The sequence below is a fragment of the Chromobacterium sp. W521 genome (genome assembly GCF_052805975.1).
This window is the reverse complement of sequence record NZ_JBRBAF010000010.1, coordinates 117,634-137,265: the sequence shown is the minus strand read 5'-3', so window position 1 is coordinate 137,265 and position 19,632 is coordinate 117,634. Positions and strand designations below refer to the sequence as shown.

Below are 19,632 nucleotides of genomic sequence, written 5' to 3'. Positions count from 1 at the left end.
TAGGAGAATGAAGACCTGACTATTATCGATGGATAGCCATGAAACATTGAAAATCGGACAATATGCCGCGCTACCAGCCCACCACGGCCCCGGACCCGGACCAGCTGGCCGACCCCATCGTGGGCATGGCCATAGACGCGCCGGCACCGCACGATTCCGGCCTGCATCGCCATTGCCGCGCGCAACTGATGTACGCGGTCAGCGGCGTGCTGCAAATCCGCATCGGCCATACCCGCTGCGTGCTGCCCCCCACGATGGCCGCCTGGATTCCCTCGGGACTATGGCACCAGGCCGAAACCGGCAAGCCCTTCGCCTACCGCAGCCTGTATTTCGACCCTGCGGTCTACCCCTCTCTGCCGCGTCGGCCGCAGATCATCGCCGTCAGTCCATTGCTGCGGGAGCTGATCGTGCGGGTGGCGGAGTGGCCGTTGTCGCCGTTGGAGCCTGAGCAAGAACGGCTGGTGGAGGTATTGCTGGACGAAGCCGGCCGCGCGCCGGAGCAGGCGCTGAGTTTGCCGCTGCCGCAGGACCGACGGCTGCTGCGCATTGCCGAGCAGCTCTTGCAGCAGCCCGGCGGCGAAGCCACTTTGGAACAACTGGCGGCTCAGGCCGGCGCCAGCAGCCGCACCGTCAACAGGTTGTTCCAGCAACAGACCGGTCTTGGCTTCAGCGCCTGGAGGCGGCAACTGAAAATAATGGAAGCCAGCCGGCTGCTGGCCGAGGGGGAAAGCGTAAGCAGGGTGGCGACGGAACTGGGCTATGCGCAGGACAGCGCCTTCATCGCCATGTTCCGCCGCCATGCCGGGCTCACGCCCGGCCAACTCAAACGTTTACTCTGAGAATGTCTTAGAGCCTGTTCAAAATCTTGCGAGCAAGAGCGAGACAAGGCGAAAACGGCTGAGAAAGTGGAATGTACAAGTGGTACATGAGCATTTCGAAGCGGTACTCATCGTGTCACGCCTCGCGAAGCGCAGCAGATTATGAACAGATTCTTACCACCACAAATGGAAACGTTGCTTAGGCGGCAAATACATCTTGTCGCCCGGCTTGACGTCGAAAGCCTGGTAAAACGGCTCCATATTGCTGGCGGTGCCGATGGGGCGCCACAAGTCCGGCGTGTGCGGGTCCGACACTAGTTGCTTGAGCGTGGCCTCGTCGCGGGTTTTGCTGCGCCAGGATTGGGCGAAGGCGATAAAGAAGCGCTGGTCGCCGCTCATGCCGTCCAGCACAGGAGCCTCCTTGCCGCCCAACGCCAAATGGTAGGCTTTGTACGCCACTTCCAGGCCGGCGTTGTCGGCGATGTTCTCGCCCAGCGTCAACTCGCCGTTGACGTAATGGCCGGGCACCGGCTGGTAACGGCCGTATTGCTTGACCAGCTTGCGCGTGGCGGCCTTGAAGCGCGCGTTGTCCGTGGCGGTCCACCAGTTGCGCATATTGCCGTCACCGTCGAATTGACTGCCTTGGTCGTCGAAACCGTGACTGATTTCGTGGCCGATGGTGGCCCCAATGCTGCCGTAGTTGACCGCTGGGTCGAAGCCGGGATCGAAATACGGCGCTTGCAGGATGGCGGCTGGAAACACGATCTCGTTATTGGCCGGGTTGTAATAGGCGTTGACCGTCTGCGGCGTCATGCTCCATTCCTTGCGGTCCACCGGCTGGCCTAGCTTGCCGATCATATACCGGTAGTTGAAACTTGCGATGCGCCGCGCATTGCCGGCCAAATCGTCCGGGGACAGCTCCAGGCCCTCGTAATTCCTCCACTTGTCCGGATAGCCTATCTTCAAGGCGTATTTGGACAACTTGACATGAGCCTGCCGCTTGGTGGCCTCGCTCATCCAATCCAGAGTGTCGATGGACTGGTCATAGGCTTTCAGCAGATTGCGCACCAGTTCGTCGGCCTGGCGCTTGGCTTCCGGCGTGAAATAGCGCGCCACGTAAAGTTTGCCCAGCGCCTCTCCCAGCCCGCTTTCCACCACGCTCACACCGCGTTTCCAGCGCGGCCGGTTTTGCTTGCGGCCTTCCAGCGTCTTGCCGTAGAAATCGAAGTGGGCATCGACGAAGGCCGGCGTCAGGCTGGGCGCGTAGGCGTCCAGCGTGCGCGCCAGCAGATAATTGCGCAATGTGGCCGCCGATGTGGTCCGCAGCAGCGGCGCCAGCTTGCTCAGATAGTCGGGCTGATCCAAGTTCAATTGCTTGGCCGCGCCCAGGCCGGCGTCGCTCAACAAAGCCGACCAATCATAGCCCGGCTGCCGGCGAGCCAGCTCGGCCAGGCTCAGCTTGTTGTAGGTTTTCTGGATGTCGCGGTTCTCGACATTGGTCCATTGGATTTTCGCCAAGCGCGTTTCGAAAGCCAGCACATCGCGAGCGCGGCTTTGCGGCTGGTCCAGTTCCGCCAGCGCGAACAAGCGCTCCAGATACTTCAAGTAAGCCTGACGCGCGGCGGCGAAATCCGCGGATTTGCCCAGGTAGTAATCCTGGTCCATCGCCAGGCCTGACTGGCCGACTCCGGCCAGATAGACGGCGGAGTCCTTGGGGTCCTGGCTGACATAGAAGCGAAACGGCGTATCCACCGGCTGATCCTGCAACCGGCCCATATAACGCACCGCCTCCTCCGTCGAATTCAGGCCGGCCACCGCCCGCAGCGATTCGCGCAGCGGCTCCAGCCCGCGACGGGCAATGGTGTCCTCGTCCATAAAGCTGCGGTACAAGGCGGCTATCTGACTCGCCTCCTTGCCGACGTCCGCGCCCTGACCGGCCTGCTCTATCAACTGTCGCAGCCGTTCCAGATTACGCTCCGCCAACACTTCCGCCACGCCGATAGAGGAACGCTCGGCCGGAATCTCCGCGTGCTTGAGCCAGCCCCCGTTAGCATGCAGCGACAGATTATCCTGCACCCGCACCGCCGGATCGATGCCGTTCAAATCGATGCCGTAGCGGCCGTAGTCCAATCCGCTATCCGCCCATGCGCCGGCCGCGCACAACCAGGCCGCCAAAGGCAGCAGTCTGTTCATCTTCATGTTTTCCCCTTTGCTTTTATCGTGTTGCCTCGCGGCGGACCCTCTAACTTATCAAGGGTAAAACTCGGCCCGCAGCCTCTCCGCATACGCCACCAGATTGGGGCGCGCCGACACCAGCGCCCGCGACGGCGTTTCTCCCATGGCGTCGGTCAGCGCGCCGCTGACGAAGGCGTAGACGCTGGCGTCAATCCATGTGGCGGCGTCGCCCATGAAATAACGCCGCTCGCCCAACAAGGCTGACAGCGCCTCCACATCCGCTTCCAGCAGCCGCAAGCGCTCCGCCTCGCTGAAACGTCCCATGCCCTGCCCCCACAGATTGGCGCGCACTTTACGCCGCACCAGCGCCACCACCAATCCGCGCAGCAACGACGGCACGCCCTTGAAGAATACGCCGGGGCCGCGCTCGAAATGCGCGTCCACCATCCAACGCTCATGCACGATGCCCCAGTAGAAATGCTCTCCCAGCATACAGTCCACGCTCCAGGCCAGCGCTTTCTGCTCGGAGCTCAGGCCGGCGTCCAGCGTGATGCCATGCTTGTCCGCCAAGTGCAGGCGGATCAGCGTGGAGTCCGGCACCATCTGGCCGTCGTCGTCGATGCAGGGCAGTTTGCCCTTGGGGGCCTTGCGCATATCGCCGCGCACGCGGCGGTACGGGAGGCCGGACAGCTTAAGCAGCAGATCCGCCTTCACCACAAAGGGGCTGGGATCCATCAGGCCCATGGCGGGGCCAAACTGGTACAGGGTGATCATCAAGCACCTCCCGCGGCCAACATGACATTGAACTGAGGCAGACTAGCACGCCGTCGGGAGCACGCGCGAGAGGGCTGCGTGAAAAGGGGGAAGGAAGAGAGTTAATCCGCCGCGCAACGACGCAGCCAGTCCATGACCGCCCGCACTCGAGGGGACGGCGCTTGCGGCGCGCGCACCAGATAATACGCCTGTGGTCCCAGCGGCTCGAACGGCCCTAGCGGCAGCATCAGTTCGCCGCGCTCCACCCGTTCTTGAACCAGACGCCGCCGGCCCAGCGCCACTCCAGCGTGATGCGCGGCCGCCTGCGCGCACAAATCGGAACGGTCAAAACTCATGCCGCGCGACGGCAGCGCCACGCCGCGGCGGCGCGCCCACTCGCGCCATTCAGCATCGTGAGCCGCCCGCTCCCAAGCCTGGGCGTCGTGCAGCAGCAAACAATCGGCCAGGGCCGCCGGATTGCCGCGCAGGCCATGCCGGTCCGCGTACTCCGGGCTGCACACCGGCGCCACTTGCTCGTCCATCAGGCGCTGCGCATCCAGGCTGGGAAACTCGCCGGTGGAGTAATACAGCGCCAGGTCGATGTTCCAGGTGCGAAAATCCACCATCTCGTTGCCGCTGCGGATATCCAGCGCGATGCGCGGGTGGCGCTCGGCGAAGTCCGCCAGCCTCGGAGCCAGCCAGCATTGCGCCAGCGAGGGCCGTGCGTACAAGGCCACCGCGCCAGCCGGTTCGGTCTCGTCCCGCGGGTTCAAAGCCGCCTCCAGTTGCGCCTGGCCGGCCAGCCAAGCCTGGTAGATGCGTTCGCCGTCCTCGCTCAAGCGCAGACTACGGGTCAGCCGCAGGAACAAGCGGGTGCCCAGCGCCCGCTCCAGCCTGGCGATGCGATGACTGACCGCGCTGGCGCTCAGGCACAACTCATCGGCGGCGCGGGCGAAGCTCAAATGCCTCGCCGCCGCCGCGAAGGTATGCAGATTGGACCATTGTGCGCCGTCCAGCCGAACGCCGGCGCGTGGGGGAAGGTTCAGCATGCCGCCATTATCGTTCACGCAGGCAGCCGCCGCCGGCCTTCCGCCAGATAGGCGTCCATTTCCGCCGGCGGCACCATGCCGCCGCCGGTGCCCCATACCAGATGCGCCGCGCGCGCCAGCTTCTCCGCGTTCAAGCCCATCCGCTGGCGGTAGCCCTGGGACTCGCCTAGCACCCTCAGCGGGCCCGGCATGCCGGCCAGCGCCGACGGCTCCAGTTTCAACCCCTGCTCCCGCTCCAATAAGGCCAGTAAACGGTACAGCTCGCCATCGTCCACCGTGTAATAGCCGTCTATCAAGCGTTGCATCGCCCGGCCGACAAAACCGGATGGACGCCCCACGGCCAAGCCATCGGCCGCGGTCAGATTGTCGATGCCGAAATCCTGCACCGCTACCGCCTCATGCAGCCCGGTGTGGACCCCCAACAGCATGCAGGGCGCGTGAGTGGGTTCAGCGAACAGGCAATGCACGGCGTCGCCGAAAGCCAGTTTGAGGCCGAAGGCCACCCCGCCCGGCCCGCCGCCCACGCCGCAGGGCAGATACACCAGCAGCGGGTGTTCCGCGTCCACCCGGACGCCCTGCTCCGCCAATTGGCTGCGCAGGCGCTCCGCCGCCACCGCGTAGCCTAGAAACAGGTTCTTCGAATTCTCGTCGTCGACAAAATGGCAGCGTGGATCGGACGCCGCCTGCTTGCGGCCTTCGGCCACCGCCACGCTGTAATCGGACGGGTACTCAACCACATTGACGCCGTGGCTGCGCAGCAAGTCCTTCTTCCACTGCCGCGCGTCCGCCGACATATGCACGCTGGCCTGGAAACCCAGCTTGGCGCTGATGATGCCGATGGACAAGCCCAAATTCCCGGTGGAGCCCACCGCCACCCGATAGCCGCTGAAGAAGGCTCGCGCCTCATCGCTGTCCAATCCGGCATAGTCGTCGCCCTCCCGCAGCAGGCCGTGGCTGAGCGCCAAGGCTTCCGCGTGTTTCAGCACCTCGTAGATGCCGCCGCGCGCCTTGATTGAGCCGGAAATCGGCAGCAAATTGTCCGCCTTCAGCCACAGGCTGCCGCCCGCCTCCAAGCCGGCCTCGGCCCATAGCGCCGCGCGCATCGCCGGAATCGGCAACAGCGGCGACTCTATGATGCCGCCGCTGGCGGCAGCGTCCGGGAACACCCGCGCCAGATAGGGCGCGAAGCGGCGCAGCCGCGCGTCGGCGTCCTCGACGTCGGCCCTGCTCAAGCCCACGTCGGCCAATGCTTCCGCCGCCGGCGCCAGTGCGGGATTGAACCAGCTCAAAGGCTGCAAGGCCATCAAGGACGTCAATAAGGGATGGCTGGCCTGCCAGTCAGCCACGGTCTTGCCGGCAATCGTCGCTTGCATCGCGCGCTCCATGGAATCGAAGACCCGATTAAACCGCGCCGCGCCGCCGCTGGCAAAAGACGATTGCGCAAGCGACGGCTGACGCTGGATCAGCCATGCGGACTCGGGGACTTGCCACGCGCCGGGGTCCATCGCCTATGATGTGCGGATTATCCGCCGTCAGGAGTCCCCGTGCTCGCCAAGATCACCCGCCTGTTTCCGCTATGGGCCTTGCTGCTATCCGCCATCGCTTACCAGCGGCCGGCGGCGTTCACCCCCTTGCTGCCACATACCGGCCTGATGCTGGCGGTGATCATGTTCGCCATGGGACTAACGCTGACGCTGGACGATTTCAAACGGGTGCTGAGCCGGCCGGCGCCGGTATTGGCCGGACTCGGTCTGCACTATCTGGTGATGCCGCTGGCGGCCTGGGCGCTGGCGCGGCTGTTCCAGATGCCGCCGCAACTGGCCATCGGCATGATTCTGGTGGGCAGCGTCGCCAGCGGCACCGCGTCCAATGTGATCATCTATCTATCGCGCGGCGATGTGGCGCTATCGGTCACCATCTCTTCGCTGTCCACGCTGGTGGGCGTGGTGGCCACACCCTTGCTGACCCGGCTGTACGTGGACGCGGCGATCAAGGTGGAAGTGGCGGCGATGCTGCTGAGCATTCTGCAAATCGTCATCCTGCCGATAGGGCTGGGCTTGCTGGCCCACCGTTTCTTCGCGCCTCAGGTCCGCCGGCTGGAGCCGCTGCTGCCGCTGTTGTCGATGCTGGCCATCGTCGCGCTGATCGCCGCCATCGTCGCCGGCAGCAAGAACCACATCGCCGCGGTGGGCGGGCTGACCATTCTGGCGGTGATGCTGCACAACGCCATCGGCCTGTTGGGCGGGTATTGGGGAGGACGCTTGCTGGGCTTCGACGAATCGGTATGCCGCACGCTGGCGATTGAGGTGGGCATGCAGAACTCCGGCCTGGCCGCCCAGCTGGGCAAGGCCTACTTCAGCCCGCTAGCGGCGCTGCCGGGGGCGCTGTTTTCGGTCTGGCACAATATTTCCGGCTCGCTGCTGGCCGGCTATTGGCGGGACAAGCCCGCCGAGCGGACGCCGGCCGGTGCGGAACAACACGGGTAACGACACATGAGACTGCGCGCGACATCGCGCCGGATCAGCTCTCCACCCGCCAATGCCCGCTCTTGCCGCCCTCTTTCTCCAGCAGCCGCACGCCGTCGATGACCATGCCGCGGTCCACCGCCTTGCACATATCGTAAATGGTCAACAGGCCGACGTTGGCGGCGGTCAGCGCCTCCATTTCCACCCCGGTCTGGCCGCTGCATTCCGCGGTGACTTCGATGCGCACGGCGTTGTCGGCCTCCAGCAGTTCGAAGTCCACCGCCACGCGGGTAAGCGCGATCGGGTGGCAGAGCGGGATCAGGTCCGCGGCTTTCTTGGACGCCATGATGGCGGCGATGCGAGCGATGCCGAGCACATCGCCTTTTTTATGGCCGCCACCCTTCACCAGCGCAAAGGTAGCGGGCAGCATGCGGATATGGCCTTCGGCCACCGCGCGGCGGCGGGTGTGCGCCTTGGCGCCGACGTCGACCATATGGGCCTGGCCGCCGGCATCGAAATGTGTCAATTTGGACATGGGTTCATCACTCCTCCGGCCCGCTTAGGACAGCAGCCGGTAAATCAGCCAGAAGGCGCTGACCAGTACCACCAGGCCGCCGCTCCAGCGGCCGATGCGGCCAAGGTAGCGCAGGTAGAGCGGATTGCGGGTCAATAGATAGCAGACGCCTGCCCAGCCCAACAACAGGATGGTGACGAGCAGCCACAAGCGCCAGAAGCCGAACACCGCTAGGCCACCTCCGGCAGCCGGTGGAAGCTGGACGGCGCGTCCAGCGGATCGTCGTAGCTGACGTATTCCCAGGCTTCCGGCGTTTCCAACAGCTTGCGCAGCAGCTTGTTGTTCATCGCGTGGCCGGATTTGTGGCCGGAGAAGGCGGCGATCAACGGGTGGCCGATGATGTAGAGGTCGCCGATGGCGTCCAGGATTTTATGGCGGACGAATTCATCCGGAAAGCGCAGGCCTTCCGGGTTCAGCACGTATTCGTCGTCGATGACGATGGCGTTGTCCAGGCTGCCGCCACGGCCCAGCCCGTGGTTGCGCATGTATTCCACCTCGTGCATGAAGCCGAAGGTGCGCGCGCGGCTGATCTCGTCGGTATAGGAATGGCGCGCGAAATCCACCGCCACGGTCTGCGGCGCCAGATTGAAGGCCGGATGGTTGAAGTCTATGGACAAGGTGACCTTGAAGCCGTCATGCGGCTCCAGCTTGACCCAGACGCCGCGCTCTTCCACCTCCACCGTCCGGGTGACGCGGATGAAGCGCTTCTTGGCGTTCTGCTCGGCCACGCCCGCGGTCTGCAGCAGGTAAATGAAAGGAGCGGCGGATCCGTCCATGATGGGGATTTCCGCCGCCGTGACCTCAATCACGAGGTTGTCGATGCCAAAGCCCGCCAGGGCCGACATCAAATGCTCGATCGTGCCGACACGCACGCCGGTGTCAGTCACCAGCGTGGAGGAGAGTCGCGTGTCGTTGACGAGCGATGGATCCACTTTCACCTCCACCGGCTCGGGCAAGTCGGTGCGGCGAAAGACGATCCCGGTGTCGGGCGCGGCCGGCAGCAGGGTGAGTTTCACCCGCTCGCCGGAGTGCAAACCCACACCCGTGGCGCTTATCGCTTGTTTCAGCGTGCGCTGCAATATCATGTCGGACTTCTCAAACGGATGGGAATGCCCGATTCTAGCACAGTCAAAAACCGCACTTTATTGATTGATTTGCAGTATTAAATAGCTTTCTTCTATAGCGACTCCGCCTCAGTCCGCCTGCTTGCGCAGGAAGGCCGGGATATCGTAGCTTTCGCTCACTTCCGGATTGGAGAAGTCCATGGACGGCGCGGCGCGGCGACGGCCCTGGCGCATGATGGCCGGGGTGTCGAAGTCGTCGTAGCTGACCACTTCCACCGCGCGGTCGTCGGTGCCGGTCTTCACGATCTTGATGTACTCCGGACGCTCCTCGGTGTTGCGCGCGGTCTTCTTCTGGCCCAGACCAGTAGCGATCAAGGTCACGCGGATGGTGTCTTCCGGCATGTCTTCCACTTCGGCGGTGCCGAACTTGATCTGCGCGTCTTCGTCCGCGTACTGGCGCACGATGCCCATGATTTCGCGATACTCGCTCATCTTCAGGCAACCCGGCGCGGTGGAGATGTTGACCAGCACGCCGCGCGCGCCTTCCAGAGTGATGTTGTCCAGCAGCGGGCTGGCCACGGCCTGCTCGGCGGCCACGCGGGCGCGGTCGATGCCGGACGCGTAGGCGGAACCCATCATCGCCAGGCCCATTTCGCTCATCACGGTGCGCACGTCGGCAAAGTCGACGTTGATCAGGCCCGGGCAAGTGATGACTTCGGCAATGCCGGCCACCGCGCCCTTGAGCACATCGTCGGCGGCGCGGAAGGCTTCGCGCATGGTCACGTCGTCGCCCAGCACTTCCATCAGTTTTTCATTGGGGATCACGATCAGCGAATCGACGTGCTTTTTCAGGTCCTCGATGCCGTTCTGCGCCACTTTCATGCGCTTGCCTTCGTGCTCGAACGGACGAGTGACCACGCCCACGGTCAGGATACCCATTTCCTTGGCCACTTCCGCCACTACCGGCGCCGCGCCGGTGCCGGTGCCGCCGCCCATGCCGGCGGTGACGAACACCATATTGGAGCCGCGCAGCATCTCGGCGATGCGCTCGCGGTCTTCCAGCGCCGCGCTGCGGCCCACTTCCGGATTGGCGCCCGCGCCCAGGCCGCGGGTCAGGTTGTTGCCCAACTGCAGTTTCTGCGGCGACTTGTTGCGCAGCAGCGACTGAGCGTCGGTATTGGCGCAGATGAATTCCACGCCGTGCACATTGCCGTCGATCATGTTGTCGATGGCGTTGCAACCGCCGCCGCCAACGCCGATGACTTTGATGATCGCCACATTGGCGGTTTCTTGCATAACTTCAAAGACCATTCCGCTCATTTTCCTCTCCTCAATAAAGATGAGCTACCTACCCGATACATCTGCCCGATCGCTATCGTGGCCAGCGTGTGCGCCGGCCGCGTAGCGCTTAGTAAAATGTTCACGATCCTGCGAGCTAAAGCGAGACCAGGCGAAAACAGCTGAAGAAGCGGAATGTACATACGGTACATGAGCATTCTGAAGCCGTTTTCAACGCCGTATCGCCGACGCGCAGCGGATCGTAAACAAACTCCTAGAAATTGCCAGCGAACCACGCCTTCATGCGCGAGAACATCTGGCCCACGCCCGCCGACTCCACCTTGGGGCCGGTATGCGTTTGAATCTGATCCTTGCCGTACAACAGCAGGCCGACGCCGGTGGAGAAGCGCGGGGTCTTCACCACTTCCGCCAGGCCGCCCACATACTTGGGCACGCCGACGCGCACCGGCATGTGGAACACTTCCTCCGCCAGCTCCACCATGCCCGGCATCAGGCTGGCGCCGCCGGTCAGCACGATGCCGGAGGACAGCAAATCCTCAAAACCGCTGCGGCGCAGTTCCTGCTGCACCAGTTGGAACAGCTCTTCCACCCGCGGCTCCACCACTTCGGCCAGCGTGGCGCGCGACATCTGACGCGGCCCGCGCTCGCCCACGCCCGGCACTTCTATCATCTGGCTGGGGTCGGCCATCGCCACCAGCGCCACCGCGTGCTGGATCTTGATGTCCTCGGCCTCCTTGGTGGGCGTGCGCAAGGCCATGGCGATGTCGTTGGTGATCTGGTCGCCGGCGATCGGTATCACCGCGGTGTGGCGGATCGCGCCGTTGGCGTACACCGCGATGTCGGTGGTGCCGCCGCCGATGTCGATCAGGCACACGCCCAGGTCTTTTTCGTCCTCCGACAGCACCGCGATGGCGGAAGCCATCGGCTGCAATACCAGGTCGGACACTTCCAGGCCGCAGCGGCGCACGCACTTGGTCACGTTCTGGGCGGCGGACACCGCGCCGGTGACGATGTGCACCTTGGCTTCCAGCCGCACTCCGCTCATGCCCAGCGGTTCGCGCACGCCTTCCTGACCGTCGATGCTGTATTCCTGAGTCAGGATGTGCAGCACCTGATGGTCCGGCGGGATGGTCACCGCGCGCGCGGTTTCAATCACGCGGTCGATGTCCATCTTGGTGACTTCGCGATCCTTGATCGCCACCATGCCGTGCGAGTTCACGCTCTTGATGTGGCTGCCGGCAATGCCGGCGAACACTTCGTGAATCTTGCAATCGGCCATCAGCTCGGCCTCTTCCAGCGCGCGCTGGATGGCCTGCACCGTGGATTCGATGTTCACCACCATGCCGCGCTTCAAACCGCGCGACGGGGTGTGGCCCATGCCGACGATATTGAGTTGGCCGTCCTCCAGGACTTCTGCGACGATCGCCACGATCTTGGATGTGCCGATGTCGAGGCCAACCAGCATGTTCTTGCTTTCCTTTGGTTTGCTCACCTGTCGCTCCAACTGCTAATTACTTGTTTCCCTTGGCCGGCGGCGCCTTGTAATCGGGCATCCGCACGGCGAATCCATTCGGGTAGCGCATATCCACGTATTCCACGTGATACGGCAACGCCGCCAATTTGCTCTTCCAGTACTGGGCGAAGCGGCGGGCGCGCGGACTTACGTCGTTGCGTCCCAACTCCAGCTGCACCTGATTGTCCAGCCCCACTTTCCAGGCGCGGCGGCTGGACAGCCACAGCGCCGCGGGCTTGACGCCCGCCGGAGCCAGATCCTGGCGCAGCCCGCCCAGCATTTCGCTCATGTCCTTCTCTGCCCCCGCCGGCCCGTAAAACACCGGCAGGTCCTGATCGCTGGCGGCGTCGAACCGCTCTCCTCGGGTATTGACCAGGCCGTTCTCTCCCCAGCGCGCAAGCGCCACATGCTCTTCCACCGAGATGTCCAGCGCGTCCGGCCAGCGCCGTCGCACCTGGGCATCCCGCACCCACGGCAATTTGCCGAAGGCCGCCCGCGTCTTGTCGATGTCCAGCGTGAAGAAGGTGCCGGACAGTTCATGCTCGGCAATGAACTTCAGCTGTTCCGGCGTCACGCGTTTCATGTCGCCGCGAATCTGGATCTTCTTCACCGGAAACACCGGAGCGTGCGTCAACCAGAACCCTCCTGCATACAGCAACATCAGCGCTGCGGCGGCCAGCATCAAATTGGCCAGGCCTCTTAGCAACCGATGGTTATCCCACATGCACCATATCCAGCACCTTGAGGCACAAATCCTCGTAACTGATGCCCATCGCCCGCGCCGCCATCGGCACCAGGCTGTGGCTGGTCATGCCCGGATTGGTGTTGGCTTCCAGCAAGTAAATGCCTCCGGCCTCGTCCATCAGGAAATCCACCCGGCCCCAGCCGCGGCCGCCCAATACGCGGAACGCCGCCAGCGACAGTTCGCGCGCGCGCTGTTCCAGCGCCTCGCTCAGGCCGGACGGGCAACGGTAGACGGTGTCGTCGCGGAAATACTTGGCGTCGTAGTCGTAGAACTCGGTCGCCGGCTCGATCTTGATCGTCGGATAGGCCGTGTCGCCAATCACCGCACAGGTGTACTCACCGCCGCCGATGAATCGCTCGGCAATCACGATGCTGTCGTATTTGCGCGCCTCTTCGAACGCGGCTTTCAGTTCGCCCGGCTGCTTGACCTTGGTCACGCCGATGCTGGAGCCCTCAGTGGCCGGCTTGACGAAGATGGGCAGACCAAGCTTGGCCTCCACCGCTGCGAAGTCGCTGTTCTCGTCCAGCAGCTCGAATTCCGGGATCGGCAGGCCGGCGCCTTGCCACAACAGCTTGGTGCGCCATTTGTCCATGCAGATCGCCGACGCCATCACCCCGCAGCCGGTATACGGCAGGCCCATGCTTTCCAGCACGCCTTGCAAGGTGCCGTCTTCTCCGAAAGGGCCGTGCAGGATGTTGAACACGCGGTCGAAGCCTTCTTCCTTCAACGCGCTCAGCGGTTGTTCCGACGGATCGAACTTGTGAGCGTTCACGCCGCGGGACTGCAGGGCCTTGAGCACGCCGGCGCCGCTCATCAGCGACACTTCGCGCTCGGAGGAGCTCCCGCCCATCATCACCGCCACCTTGCCGTACTGCGTCATTGCCTTGTCCTTGTCATTCATCATCACGCGCCCGCCGCCACTTTGGCCGGCACCGCGCCGATGGAGCCCGCGCCCATGGTCACCACCACGTCGCCGTCGCGAGCCTGATCGAAAATGGTCTGCTGCATATCGACGATGTCCTCGACGAACACCGGCTCCACCTTGCCCAAAACCCGCACCGCGCGCGCCAAGGCGCGACCGTCGGCGGCCACAATGGGCGCTTCGCCGGCGGCGTAGACTTCGGACAGCAACAAGGCGTCCACGCTGGACAGCACTTTGACGAAGTCTTCAAACAGATCCCGGGTGCGGGTGTAGCGGTGCGGCTGGAAGGCCAGCACCAGACGCTTGTCCGGGAAGGCGCCGCGCACCGCGGCCAGCGTGGCGGCCATTTCCACCGGGTGATGGCCGTAGTCGTCCACCAGGGTGAAGCTGCCGCCGTCCTTGGCCGGCACTTCGCCATAGCGCTGGAAACGGCGGCCGACGCCGGCGAACTCGGCCAGGCCTTGCTGGATCGCTTCCACGCTGGCTCCGCACTCCAGGCCGATGGCGATGGCGGACAGCGCGTTGAGCACGTTGTGGCGGCCCGGCATGTTCAGCACAACAGGAAAGCGCACTTCCTTGCCGTTCTTCACCACCACGTCGAAATGCATCTGGCCGGCCGCGGCGCGGATGTTCTCCGCGTAGATGTCGGCGGAATCGTCCAGGCCATAAGTGGTCACCGGCTTGGTGATGCGGCCTCGGATCTCGCGCACATTGGGATCGTCCACGCACAGCACCGCGCGGCCGTAAAACGGCAAGCGCTGCAGAAAGTCCACAAAAGCCTGCTTGAGCTTGTCGAAGCTGTGGTCGTAGGTGTCCATGTGATCGGCGTCGATATTGGTCACCACCGCCATCACCGGAGTCAGGTGCAAGAAGGAGGCGTCCGATTCGTCGGCCTCGGCCACCAGGAATTCGCCGGACCCCAGGCGCGCGTTGGTGCCGGCCGCGGTCAGCTTGCCGCCGATGACGAAAGTGGGATCCAAACCGGCCGCGCCCAGCACCGAGGCGGTCAGGCTGGTGGTGGTGGTCTTGCCGTGGGTGCCGGCGATGGCGATGCCCTGCTTGAAGCGCATCAACTCAGCCAACATCAGCGCGCGAGGGATCACCGGAATTTTGTTGGCGCGCGCTTCCAGCACTTCAGGATTGTCGGACTTGACCGCAGTGGAGGTCACCACCACGTCGGCGCCATGCATATAAGTGGCGTCGTGGCCGTAGAACACGCGTATGCCCTGATCGATCAACCGCTTGCTGGTGGCGCTTTCCGCCATGTCGGAGCCGGACACGGTAAAGCCCAGGCCGTGCAGCACCTCCGCGATGCCGCACATGCCCACGCCGCCGATGCCGACGAAATGTATGTGTTTGACCCTGTGTTTCATGTCTGTGTCTCTGCTTGAGCGCTCATATGACGCCCTGTCATTCCCTGGCCAGCTGCTGGCACAGGTCGGCCACCCGGCCGGCCGCGCCGGAATGGGCCAGCGCGCGCGCGCGTTCGGCCTTGTCCAGCAACTGGTCTCTATCCAAACCCGCCAACAAGCCCGCAAGCCCATCGGCGTTCAATTCTTTCTGCGGCAGATGCCAGGCCGCGCCGGCCTTCGCCATCCACTCGGCGTTGTCGCGCTGATGGCCGGTGGTGGACACCACCAGCGGCACCAGCACGCTGGGCACGCCGGCAGCGCACAATTCGCTGACCGTGATCGCGCCAGCGCGGCAAATCACCAAATCGCATTCGGCCAGGCGCTTTGGCATGTCGTCTACGAAGGGCAACAATTCCACCTGATCCCGCAAGCCAGCAGCCTGATAAGCCGCTTCGACCGCGGCGAAATTCGCCTCGCCGGTCTGATGCGTCAATTGCGGCCGCTTGTCCGCCGGTAACTTGGCCATCGCCTGCGGCAAAGTGTCATTCAAAACCTTGGCGCCCAGGCTGCCCCCCACCACCAACACCTTCAGCGGGCCGCCGCGGCCGGCAAAACGCTCAGCCGGCGCGGCGATGCTCTCGATCTCGCCTCGCACCGGATTACCGGTGACCAGGGCCTTGCCGTTGCGCGCCGCGTCCCCATCGAAACCGCAGACCAGTTTCTTGGCGAACGGCAGCAAGGCCTTATTGCTCAACAACAGGCCGGCGTCGGCGTTGACCAAGACCAGCGGCTTCCACAGCAGGCCAGCCATCACGCCGCCGGGCAGGCAGACATAGCCGCCCATACCCAGCACCACGTCCGGGCGATGGCGGAAAATCTGCGCCGCGCTGCTGAAGAAAGCGCCAAGCAGCTGCAAAGCGCCCTTGGCCGAGCCCAACAGGCCCTTGCCGCGCACGCCGTGGAAATTCAGCCGTTCCAGCGGAATGCCGGTGGGCGGCACCAACTTGTTCTCCATGCCGCGCCGGGTGCCCAGCCACACCACATTCCAGCCCCGGCTTTGCAACTCCTTGGCCACGGCAAGGCCGGGGACGATGTGTCCACCCGTACCAGCCGCCATCACCATGACCGTGCGATTCGCCATCTCTAATCCGTTCCGTTAACTCTCGTTGCCGCGCATCGTGCGCCGGTTTTCGCTTCGCCCTTCGGGCTTGCAGAAACCGAAGGAGACGGCGCCAAGGCGCCTGGAAAGGCTTACCGCCTTTCCTGAATGCGGGGCTAAACCTTATAGCCCCGCATAATCCTTCGGTTTTCATAATCAACCCGCAGCAGCACCGCCACCGCGATCAAATTCATCAACATCGCCGAGCCGCCGAAGGACATCAGCGGCAAGGTCAAACCCTTGGTCGGCAGCAGGCCCATATTCACCCCGATGTTGAAAAACACCTGGATGCCGAGCCAGATGCCCAGACCCTGCGCCACCAGCGACTGGTAATAGCGCTCCAGCTTTTTCGACTCCACGCCGATGTGGAAGGCGCGCCGCACAATCCAGGCGTACAGACCCACCACCACGCAAATGCCGGCAAAACCGAACTCTTCCGAAATCACCGCCATGATGAAGTCGGTATGCGCCTCCGGCAGGTAAAACAGCTTCTCTATGCTGCCGCCCAAGCCGACGCCGAACCACTCGCCGCGACCGATGGCGATCAAGGAGTGCGACAACTGATAGCCCTTGCCGTACGGGTCGTCCCACGGGTCCATGAAACCCAGAACCCGCTTCAAGCGATACGGCGAGGAGATGATCAGCACCACGATGGCGCCCACCGCCATCACCGCCAGCCCGCTGAAGATGCGCATATTGATGCCGCCAAGGAAAAGCAGGCCCATCGCGATGCTCATCACCACCATCAACGCGCCGAAGTCCGGCTCGCGCAGCAGCAGGAAGGCCACCACCACCATGGCGGCGAACATCGGCGCGAAGCCTTCTTTCAGGCTGTGCAGCAGATGACTCTTGCGCACGGTGTAATCCGCCGCGTACAGCACGGTGGCGAACTTCATCACTTCTGACGGCTGCAGGTTCAACACAAACAAGTTGATCCAGCGCCGCGAGCCGTTGACCATCTTGCCGATGCCGGGAATCAACACCAGCACCAGCAACACCAGCCCAATCAGGAAAATCTTGCCGGAGTACTTCTGCCAGAACGCCGTCGGAATCTGGAAGGCGATATAGGCCGCGCTCAGCCCTATCGTCATGAAGATCATGTGGCGGATCAGGTAGAAGTAACGGTTGTGCGTGGCCGCGTCGGCCTCGGCGTAGGCGATGGACGCCGAGTACACCATCACCAGGCTGATCGACAACAGCAGGGCCAGCGCCCAGGACAGCGCTTCGTCGAACGGCTTGATGGCGGCGTAGCGCCGGGCTCCGTGCACGATCATGGCCGCGTCGCCTCGGTTTGCCGCGCCTTCAGTTCGCGCACGGTGTCGATGAACACCTGGGCGCGATGCGCGTAGTTGCGGAACATGTCCAGGCTGGCGCAAGCCGGCGACAGCAGCACCACATCGCCGGGCCGCGCCAGCTCAGCCGCGCGGCGGGTGGCTTCTTCCAGCGTCGCGCAGTCGTGCAGCGGAAGACCGGAGTCCGCCAGCGCGGCGCGAATCTTGCCGGCGTCGCGGCCAATCAACAGCACGGCGCGGGCGATGCGGCGGCAGGCCGGCGCCAGCGGCGCGAAGTCCTGTCCCTTGCCCTCTCCGCCGGCGATCAACACCACCGGACGGGTCATGCCGTTCAGGGCCGCCTCGGTGGCGCCGACATTGGTGCCCTTGGAGTCATCGATAAACGCAACCGAACCGATTTCGTCCACCAACTCGACGCGATGTTCCAGACCCTGAAAGGTTTTCAGCCCTTGCAGCAGCGCCGCGCGCGGCGCGCCCACGGCTTCGCACAAAGCCAGCGCGGCCAGCGCGTTGGCGGCGTTGTGCAGGCCTTGCAGACGCATTTCGGCGCAATCGAAGGCCCGCTCTCCGTCCAGGCTCAGCCAGTAGCGGCCGTCATCCTGCTGCAACGCGAATGCGGCATTCTCTGTCAGCGAAAACCATTTGACCACGCGGCCGGGCCGCGCCATCGCGCGCACCAGCGCATCGTCTCGGTTCAGCACTTGAACGCCGCCGCCGCGGAACACCCGGGTCTTGGTATGGGCGTAGTCCAGCAGATCGTCGTAGCGGTCCAGGTGGTCTTCGGAAATGTTCAGCACCGTGGCGGCATCGGCCTCCAGCGTAAGTGTGGACTCCAGTTGAAAGCTGGATAGCTCCAGCACCCACACGTCCGGGCGCTTGCCGCTTTGTTCGCGTTCCAGTTGCGCTTCCAGCACCGCCAGGCCGATATTGCCGGCCACTACCGCGTCCAGGCCGGCGGCGGCGCACAAATGGCCCGCCAGGCTGGTGACGGTGCTCTTGCCGTTGGAGCCCGTGATGGCGATCACCTTGCTGCCGTCGCCGCGAATCGCCCGCGCCAGCACTTCGATATCGCCTATCACCTCGCCGCCGGCTTGGCGGAAGGCGGCAACGGCCGGGTTCTTCAGCGGCACGCCCGGACTCAGCACCAGCAAGTCGGCGTCGGCGAAGGTCTGTTCGTTGAAGTCGCCGCCGCGCACTTCCGCCTGCGGCAGGAAGGCGCGCAGTTCGGCCACGCGCTCGGCCGACGGTTTTGCGTCGGCCACGCTCACGCGCGCGCCGTGCGCGGCCAGGTAGCGCGCGGCCGCCAAGCCCGAGCCCCCCAAGCCCACTACCACGACGTGACGATTCGCGTAATCCATGTTCTTCCTCAACGCAGCTTGATGGTGGACAGGCCGGCCAACACCAGCATCATGGTGATGATCCAGAAACGCACCACCACTTGCGTTTCCTTCCAGCCTTTCAATTCATAGTGGTGATGCAGTGGGGCCATGCGGAACACCCGTTTGCCGGTGAGCTTGAACGAAGCCACCTGAATCATCACGGACAGCGCTTCCACCACGAACAGGCCGCCCATGATCAACAATACAATCTCCTGGCGCACAATCACGGCCACGGTGCCCAGCGCCGCGCCCAGGGCCAGCGCGCCCACATCGCCCATGAACACTTGGGCCGGATAGGCGTTGAACCATAAAAAACCCAAACAGGCGCCGCACATCGCGGCGCAGAACACCACCACCTCGTGCGCGCCGGGAATGAAGGGCAGGCCCAGATATTTGGAAAACACCGCGTGGCCGGCAACGTAGGCGAAGATGGACAGCCCGGCCGCCACCAGCACGGTGGGCAAGGCCGCCAGACCATCCAGGCCATCGGTCAGATTCACCGCGTTGGAGGTGCCGACGATGACGAAGTAGGTGAGCACGCAAAAACCGATGGCGCCCAACGGGTAGGCGACGGTCTTGACGAAGGGCACGATCAGCTCGGTGGACGCCGGCAGCTTGGCGGTGGCGATCAGGAACACGCCGGCGCCGATGGCGATGGCGGACTGCCAAGCCATCTTGAACTTGGCGGACACGCCTTTCGGGTCCTTGTACACCACCTTGCGCCAGTCGTCGTAAAAACCCAGCGCGCCGGTGCCGAACATGACAGCCAACAGCAGCCACACGTATTTGTTCGACAGGTCGGCCCACAGCAGCGTGGTCAGACCGATGGCCAGCAGGATCAGCGAACCGCCCATGGTCGGAGTCCCCGCCTTGATCAGATGGGTCTGCGGGCCGTCGTTGCGCACCGCCTGGCCCACTTTGAGTTCGGTCAACTTGCGGATCACCCACGGTCCCAGCAGCAGCGAGATCGCCAGCGCGGTCAGCGCCGCCATCACCGCGCGCAGCGTGATGTAGTTGAAGACGTTGAAGGCCCGGATGTGGGAGCCCAGCAGTTCAGCCAGCCAGAGCAGCAC

At 64.0% G+C, this 19,632-nt stretch carries 18 protein-coding genes; 2 read left to right on the top strand and 16 right to left on the bottom strand.

What is annotated here, in order from left to right; all coding sequences use genetic code 11:
* Positions 1-62 precede the first annotated feature (62 nt).
* The gene (locus ACUXV1_RS16950) at positions 63-839 is read left to right on the top strand and encodes an AraC family transcriptional regulator (protein WP_446016038.1); all 777 of its coding nucleotides are present in this window, start codon (positions 63-65) and stop codon (positions 837-839) included.
* Positions 840-992: 153 nt separating this feature from the next.
* On the opposite strand, the gene ACUXV1_RS16945 is transcribed toward ACUXV1_RS16950, so the two are convergent.
* The 4 genes from ACUXV1_RS16945 to dsdA form a co-directional block, all read right to left on the bottom strand.
* Positions 993-3,017: a M13 family metallopeptidase gene (locus ACUXV1_RS16945; protein WP_446016039.1), complete on the bottom strand. Its 2,025-nt coding sequence runs from the start codon at positions 3,015-3,017 to the stop codon at positions 993-995.
* Positions 3,018-3,068: 51 nt separating this feature from the next.
* Entirely contained in the window at positions 3,069-3,767 is a 699-nt protein-coding gene (locus tag ACUXV1_RS16940; RefSeq protein ID WP_446016040.1) for a glutathione S-transferase family protein, read from the bottom strand.
* Between the two features lie 101 nt (positions 3,768-3,868).
* Entirely contained in the window at positions 3,869-4,795 is a 927-nt protein-coding gene (gene dsdC / locus ACUXV1_RS16935; RefSeq protein ID WP_043592435.1) for a DNA-binding transcriptional regulator DsdC, read from the bottom strand.
* Between the two features lie 14 nt (positions 4,796-4,809).
* Complete coding sequence (gene dsdA / locus ACUXV1_RS16930) at positions 4,810-6,168, bottom strand: D-serine ammonia-lyase (protein ID WP_446016041.1); 1,359 nt, start codon at positions 6,166-6,168, stop codon at positions 4,810-4,812.
* 171 nt (positions 6,169-6,339) lie between these two features.
* On the opposite strand from dsdA, the gene panS reads away from it, so the two are divergent.
* Positions 6,340-7,281, top strand: a complete 942-nt coding sequence (panS, locus tag ACUXV1_RS16925) for a ketopantoate/pantoate/pantothenate transporter PanS (RefSeq protein WP_081555181.1) — start codon at positions 6,340-6,342, stop codon at positions 7,279-7,281.
* A gap of 34 nt (positions 7,282-7,315) precedes the next feature.
* On the opposite strand, the gene moaC is transcribed toward panS, so the two are convergent.
* From moaC to mraY, 12 genes are all read right to left on the bottom strand, one after another.
* Positions 7,316-7,795 (bottom strand): cyclic pyranopterin monophosphate synthase MoaC, encoded by a 480-nt coding sequence (gene moaC / locus ACUXV1_RS16920; protein WP_043635503.1) that lies wholly within the window; start codon positions 7,793-7,795, stop codon positions 7,316-7,318.
* A gap of 24 nt (positions 7,796-7,819) precedes the next feature.
* Positions 7,820-8,002 (bottom strand): hypothetical protein, encoded by a 183-nt coding sequence (locus ACUXV1_RS16915; RefSeq protein WP_446016042.1) that lies wholly within the window; start codon positions 8,000-8,002, stop codon positions 7,820-7,822.
* 2 nt (positions 8,003-8,004) lie between these two features.
* On the bottom strand, positions 8,005-8,916 hold the full coding sequence (gene lpxC / locus ACUXV1_RS16910; RefSeq protein ID WP_043635701.1) for a UDP-3-O-acyl-N-acetylglucosamine deacetylase: 912 nt from the start codon (positions 8,914-8,916) through the stop codon (positions 8,005-8,007).
* Between the two features lie 111 nt (positions 8,917-9,027).
* The gene (ftsZ, locus tag ACUXV1_RS16905; RefSeq protein ID WP_039755403.1) at positions 9,028-10,218 is read right to left on the bottom strand and encodes a cell division protein FtsZ; all 1,191 of its coding nucleotides are present in this window, start codon (positions 10,216-10,218) and stop codon (positions 9,028-9,030) included.
* Positions 10,219-10,450: 232 nt separating this feature from the next.
* The gene (gene ftsA, locus ACUXV1_RS16900; RefSeq protein WP_043592377.1) at positions 10,451-11,689 is read right to left on the bottom strand and encodes a cell division protein FtsA; all 1,239 of its coding nucleotides are present in this window, start codon (positions 11,687-11,689) and stop codon (positions 10,451-10,453) included.
* A 19-nt stretch (positions 11,690-11,708) separates the two neighbouring features.
* Positions 11,709-12,434 carry a cell division protein FtsQ/DivIB gene (locus ACUXV1_RS16895; protein ID WP_019102324.1) on the bottom strand — a complete coding sequence of 242 codons (726 nt, stop codon included), beginning with the start codon at positions 12,432-12,434 and terminating at the stop codon, positions 11,709-11,711.
* Positions 12,424-13,335, bottom strand: coding sequence for a D-alanine--D-alanine ligase (locus ACUXV1_RS16890; RefSeq protein ID WP_043592438.1), 912 nt, complete (start codon positions 13,333-13,335; stop codon positions 12,424-12,426). Before ACUXV1_RS16890 ends, ACUXV1_RS16895 begins: the two co-directional genes overlap by 11 nt.
* A 23-nt stretch (positions 13,336-13,358) precedes the next feature.
* Positions 13,359-14,750, bottom strand: a complete 1,392-nt coding sequence (gene murC, locus ACUXV1_RS16885; protein WP_446016043.1) for a UDP-N-acetylmuramate--L-alanine ligase — start codon at positions 14,748-14,750, stop codon at positions 13,359-13,361.
* Between the two features lie 37 nt (positions 14,751-14,787).
* A complete protein-coding gene (murG, locus tag ACUXV1_RS16880) occupies positions 14,788-15,870 on the bottom strand; it encodes an undecaprenyldiphospho-muramoylpentapeptide beta-N-acetylglucosaminyltransferase (protein ID WP_043635493.1) in 1,083 nt (360 codons plus the stop codon).
* A gap of 134 nt (positions 15,871-16,004) precedes the next feature.
* Entirely contained in the window at positions 16,005-17,162 is a 1,158-nt protein-coding gene (ftsW, locus tag ACUXV1_RS16875) for a putative lipid II flippase FtsW (protein WP_052370435.1), read from the bottom strand.
* Positions 17,159-18,538, bottom strand: coding sequence for a UDP-N-acetylmuramoyl-L-alanine--D-glutamate ligase (gene murD / locus ACUXV1_RS16870; protein ID WP_446016044.1), 1,380 nt, complete (start codon positions 18,536-18,538; stop codon positions 17,159-17,161). Before murD ends, ftsW begins: the two co-directional genes overlap by 4 nt.
* An 8-nt stretch (positions 18,539-18,546) precedes the next feature.
* Complete coding sequence (gene mraY / locus ACUXV1_RS16865) at positions 18,547-19,632, bottom strand: phospho-N-acetylmuramoyl-pentapeptide-transferase (protein ID WP_043635488.1); 1,086 nt, start codon at positions 19,630-19,632, stop codon at positions 18,547-18,549.

What these genes read in the sequence shown, in the direction of transcription:
- ACUXV1_RS16895 (WP_019102324.1), bottom strand. Translation starts at nt 12,434, where the DNA reads ATGTGGGATAACCATCGGTTGCTAAGAGGCCTGGCCAATTTGATGCTG.
- murD (WP_446016044.1), bottom strand. Translation starts at nt 18,538, where the DNA reads ATGGATTACGCGAATCGTCACGTCGTGGTAGTGGGCTTGGGGGGCTCG.
- ACUXV1_RS16890 (WP_043592438.1), bottom strand. Translation starts at nt 13,335, where the DNA reads ATGACGCAGTACGGCAAGGTGGCGGTGATGATGGGCGGGAGCTCCTCC.
- dsdA (WP_446016041.1), bottom strand. Translation starts at nt 6,168, where the DNA reads ATGCAAGCGACGATTGCCGGCAAGACCGTGGCTGACTGGCAGGCCAGC.
- moaC (WP_043635503.1), bottom strand. Translation starts at nt 7,795, where the DNA reads ATGTCCAAATTGACACATTTCGATGCCGGCGGCCAGGCCCATATGGTC.
- murG (WP_043635493.1), bottom strand. Translation starts at nt 15,870, where the DNA reads ATGGCGAATCGCACGGTCATGGTGATGGCGGCTGGTACGGGTGGACAC.
- ACUXV1_RS16945 (WP_446016039.1), bottom strand. Translation starts at nt 3,017, where the DNA reads ATGAAGATGAACAGACTGCTGCCTTTGGCGGCCTGGTTGTGCGCGGCC.
- ACUXV1_RS16940 (WP_446016040.1), bottom strand. Translation starts at nt 3,767, where the DNA reads ATGATCACCCTGTACCAGTTTGGCCCCGCCATGGGCCTGATGGATCCC.
- ftsZ (WP_039755403.1), bottom strand. Translation starts at nt 10,218, where the DNA reads ATGAGCGGAATGGTCTTTGAAGTTATGCAAGAAACCGCCAATGTGGCG.
- murC (WP_446016043.1), bottom strand. Translation starts at nt 14,750, where the DNA reads ATGAAACACAGGGTCAAACACATACATTTCGTCGGCATCGGCGGCGTG.
- ftsW (WP_052370435.1), bottom strand. Translation starts at nt 17,162, where the DNA reads ATGATCGTGCACGGAGCCCGGCGCTACGCCGCCATCAAGCCGTTCGAC.
- ACUXV1_RS16950 (WP_446016038.1), top strand. Translation starts at nt 63, where the DNA reads ATGCCGCGCTACCAGCCCACCACGGCCCCGGACCCGGACCAGCTGGCC.
- dsdC (WP_043592435.1), bottom strand. Translation starts at nt 4,795, where the DNA reads ATGCTGAACCTTCCCCCACGCGCCGGCGTTCGGCTGGACGGCGCACAA.